A 3,864-nucleotide genomic window follows, 5' to 3' on the forward strand; every position below is an offset into this window, starting at 1 on the left:
CTCGTCGCCCCTACATATTCACCACAGAAACCCGGTTTCTTTGCTTGGGGACTAAGAAACCGGGTTTCTTTCTTGGTTCCACAGTAGGGGCGAATGCGCTCGTCGCCCCTACATATTCACCACAGAAACCCGGTTTCTTTGCTTGGGGACTAAGAAACCGGGTTTCTTTTTCGCCACCCACAGATAGCTGTAATTTTCACAGAAGAAACCCGGTTTCTGGGTTATCTGGAAGGTTAGATAAAGAAATTGCCCGGTGTAATGCTGCCCAAACCCGGTAACGTCCCAGTATATCCGGTTAAGTTAATAACTAAATCGTTACCAGATTGAAAACCAGCAGTAGCATCATTCACCACTAGGTAAGTACCAGCAATCGCGGCATTTGTCGCCACAACCAAAGCAGCACTATTAAGTCCGAGAGCTTGGTTGCCAGCAGACGCCCCATTAGCATCAGTAAAGACTTGAGTGACAACAGTGGCTAAGGTGGTGGCAGCATTATTAGCAGCACGGCTAAAGCTGGTGGGGGCATTCATCGCCGCTCCCGCTTGGGTGAGGAGGTCAATCTTATCACTACCAATGGCAAAGTCGGTAATGCGATCGCACGCTGCTACTGTGGATTGACCAAACTGGAACACAAAGGTATCCGCACCCGTACTACCAGTTAAAATATCTCGGCCCGCAGCACCATTGAGGATGTCGTTGCCCGCACCACCATTGAGGGTATTATTCGCCGCATTGCCGGTAATGGTGTTATTAAGAGTATTACCCGTACCGTTAATTGCTGCCGTTCCCGTCAAAGTGAGGTTTTCTACTTCGGCTCCCAGGGTATAGGTGACAGAAGATTGTACCAAGTCGGTGCCTTGGGATGCTAATTCAGTGACAATATCCCCAGCGTTATCGACAACATAGATATCATTACCCAATCCGCCATTAAGAATATCAGCACCCGCACCACCATTGAGGGTATTATTCGCCGCATTGCCGGTAATGGTGTTATTAAGAGTATTACCCGTACCGTTAATTGCTGCCGTTCCCGTCAAAGTGAGGTTTTCTACATTCGCTCCCAGGGTATAGGTGACAGAAGATTGTACCAAGTCGGTGCCTTGGGAAGCTAATTCAGTGACGATATCCCCAGCGTTATCGACAACATAGATATCATTGCCTAATCCGCCAACCAGGGTATCGACACCGGCACCACCATTGAGAGTATCGTTGCCCTCGAATCCATTAATGATGTCTGGATTAGCAGTGCCGATTAAGTTGTCAGGGCCATCAGTGCCATTAATGGTGGAAGTTCCCTGAGTTTTGAAATTCCAGGTGCTATTGCCGGTAATGCCTGCGTGGTTGTTACCCGCAATATCCTTAATCGCACCAGCAGCGATTTCTACATAATAATCTGTGCCTTGTGCTAAGTCATTGGTTGGATTAATTGTCAGTTGACTGCCACTAACGGTGACATTACTGTTAGTAACCGCAATCGTTTCTACTACAGAATTGTCAGACAGTTTCTTGATGACAATATTGCCGGTGCCTTTTTGAATGGCTTCACTGAAGTTAACCACTAAGTTAGCACCAACGGCAACTCCTGTGGCATTATCAACGGGGCTGAAACTGCTGGCTGTGGGTGCAGTTGAGTCAGCAGAGATAACTGTTCCTGTTCCTTGGAAGGTGTAACCAGGAGAAGCATTTTGACTACTAAAGTTAACCTTGGCACTACCTGTAGTAAAAGTGGGTAAGGCGGTGAAGTTGGCTTTGTATAAGGTCGTGGGTGCAGCCACATTCGGCCAATTCACACCATTTAGATTAAGCCAAGCCACATTAATCACTTTATCAGTGGAGGTATCGTTATCTTCATTGGCGGTGTCGTCCACTGGAGTACCGATAGTCGGTGCTACGGGACTTGACAATACCCCTGGATTGGCAAAATCGACAAAATTAAGCTTAGAAGAGTCATAGTGCAGTTTAAATCCGAAGGAGGATGGTAGGCTGCTGCTGTTATCCGATGTGGAATACTTGGCGTCAATTGAGACTGAACTACCCGGAGCTACATTCTGAGTGCTGGCACTAGCGGTAATATTTTGGGTAGCACTATTGGTAACTACGCTCTTACTAGATGCAGGAGTCGTGGGCAGATAGGTGCTTAAGAATTGCTGAATTTCAGTTGCAGTAGTGCGAGTCGCACCAGTACCAATCGCTCCATTAGTGAGGGTATTGCCAGTAAAGCCAAACAGATAGCGAGCAATTAAAATCCCGTCGGTGGCTCCCTGAACAGAACCGTTGCCATCCACATCTAGCATCGTGGCTTGACCATTTTGCAAATAGTTCTGGATGTCTGTAGCAGTGGTGCGGGTAGCACCAGTACCAATCGCTCCAGTAGTTAGGGTATTACCCGTAAAGCCAAACAGATGGCGGGCAATTAAAATGCCGTCAGTGGCACCCTGGGCAGAACTATTGCCATCCGCATCTAAACTGACGGGGGGTGCTAGGGTCAAAACTGCGGATGTGGGTGAAAGGCTGTATCCAGGGGAGGTGTTATTACTGCTAAAGTTAACGTTTGTACCTGTATAGGTAGAGGACGTGGTGAAGTTGGCTTTGTATAGATTGGCGGGTAAAGTAGTATTCGGCCAATTCACACCGCTAATATTCAGCCAAGCTACATTAATCACTTTATCAGTGAGGGGGTCGTTATCTTCATTGGCGGTGTCCGCCTCTGGACTGCCGATGGTGGGTGCTATCGGACTGGATAAGGGATTGGTAAGGTTGACAAAGGTTAACTCGGAGGAGTCGTAGTGCAGCTTAAATCCAAAGGAGGATGTTAGACTGCTGTTGTTATCCGATGTGGAATAGTTGACATCGACTCCGACGGAGTTATTAGGTCTGAAGGCTTTAGTGGTTTGATTTCCGGCGGTAGCACTATCAAAGTCTGGGGTAATGGTCTGTAGTAGTCCGCCGACGGTTTTGAAATTCCAGGTGCTATTACCAGTAATACCCGCATAATTATTCCCCGCAATATCCTTAATCGCAGCGTTGGCAATTTCTACATAATAATCTGTGCCTTGTGCTAAGTCATTGGTTGGGTTAATTGTCAGTTGACTGCCACTAACGGTGACATTACTGTTAGTAACCGCAATGGTTTCGACAACAGAATTATCCGAGACTTTCTTGATAACAATATTGCCACTACCTTTTTGAATGGCTTCACTGAAGTTAACCACTAAATTGGCAGCAACGGCAACGCCTGTGGCATTATCGGCAGGAGTGAAACTATTGGCTGTAGGTGGGGTGGTGTCAGTGGGGGCGACGGTTTGGAAATTCCAGGTGCTATTACCAGTAATACCCGCATAATTATTCCCCGCAATATCCTTAATCGCACCGTTGGCAATTTCTACATAATAATCTGTACCTTGTGCTAAGTCATTGGTTGGGTTAATGGTCAGTTGACTGCCACTAACGGTGACATTACTGTTAGTAACCGCAATGGTTTCGACAACAGAATTATCCGAGACTTTCTTGATAACAATATTGCCACTACCTTTTTGAATGGCTTCACTGAAGTTAACCACTAAGTTAGCACCAACGGCAACGCCTGTGGCATTATCGGCAGGAGTGAAACTGCTGGCTGTGGGTGGGGTGGTATCAGAAGGTGTGGCAGTGTTTTTGTACAGTTTGGAGATGTAGCCTGAACCTGTGTAACCCGTCAACAGGAAATCCTGTTTGCCGTCCCCGCTGTAGTCCGCCCAGGCTACGGAACTGTAGTAAACACCAGGAAGGGAAACAGTGGTATCTTCGCTGAACCCACTGCCCGTGTTCTTGTACAGTTTGGAGATGTAGCTGCCTGAATTATCGTAACCCGTCAACAGGAAGTCC

At 47.2% G+C, this 3,864-nt stretch carries 2 protein-coding genes; one reads left to right on the top strand and one right to left on the bottom strand.

The genetic code is table 11. The features are described from left to right. Window positions 1–278, top strand: a 278-nt coding sequence (locus AM228_RS35770; protein WP_231636959.1) for a hypothetical protein, incomplete at its 5' end; no start/stop codon positions are given. Here AM228_RS35770 and AM228_RS35775 read toward each other — a convergent pair. Continuing rightward, on the bottom strand, window positions 234–3,864 hold a 3,631-nt coding region (locus tag AM228_RS35775; RefSeq protein WP_231636960.1), incomplete at its 5' end, for an Ig-like domain-containing protein. The two genes, AM228_RS35770 and AM228_RS35775, sit on opposite strands and share 45 nt — an antisense overlap.

This window comes from Planktothricoides sp. SR001, from assembly GCF_001276715.1.
Classification (GTDB): domain Bacteria; phylum Cyanobacteriota; class Cyanobacteriia; order Cyanobacteriales; family Laspinemataceae; genus Planktothricoides; species Planktothricoides raciborskii.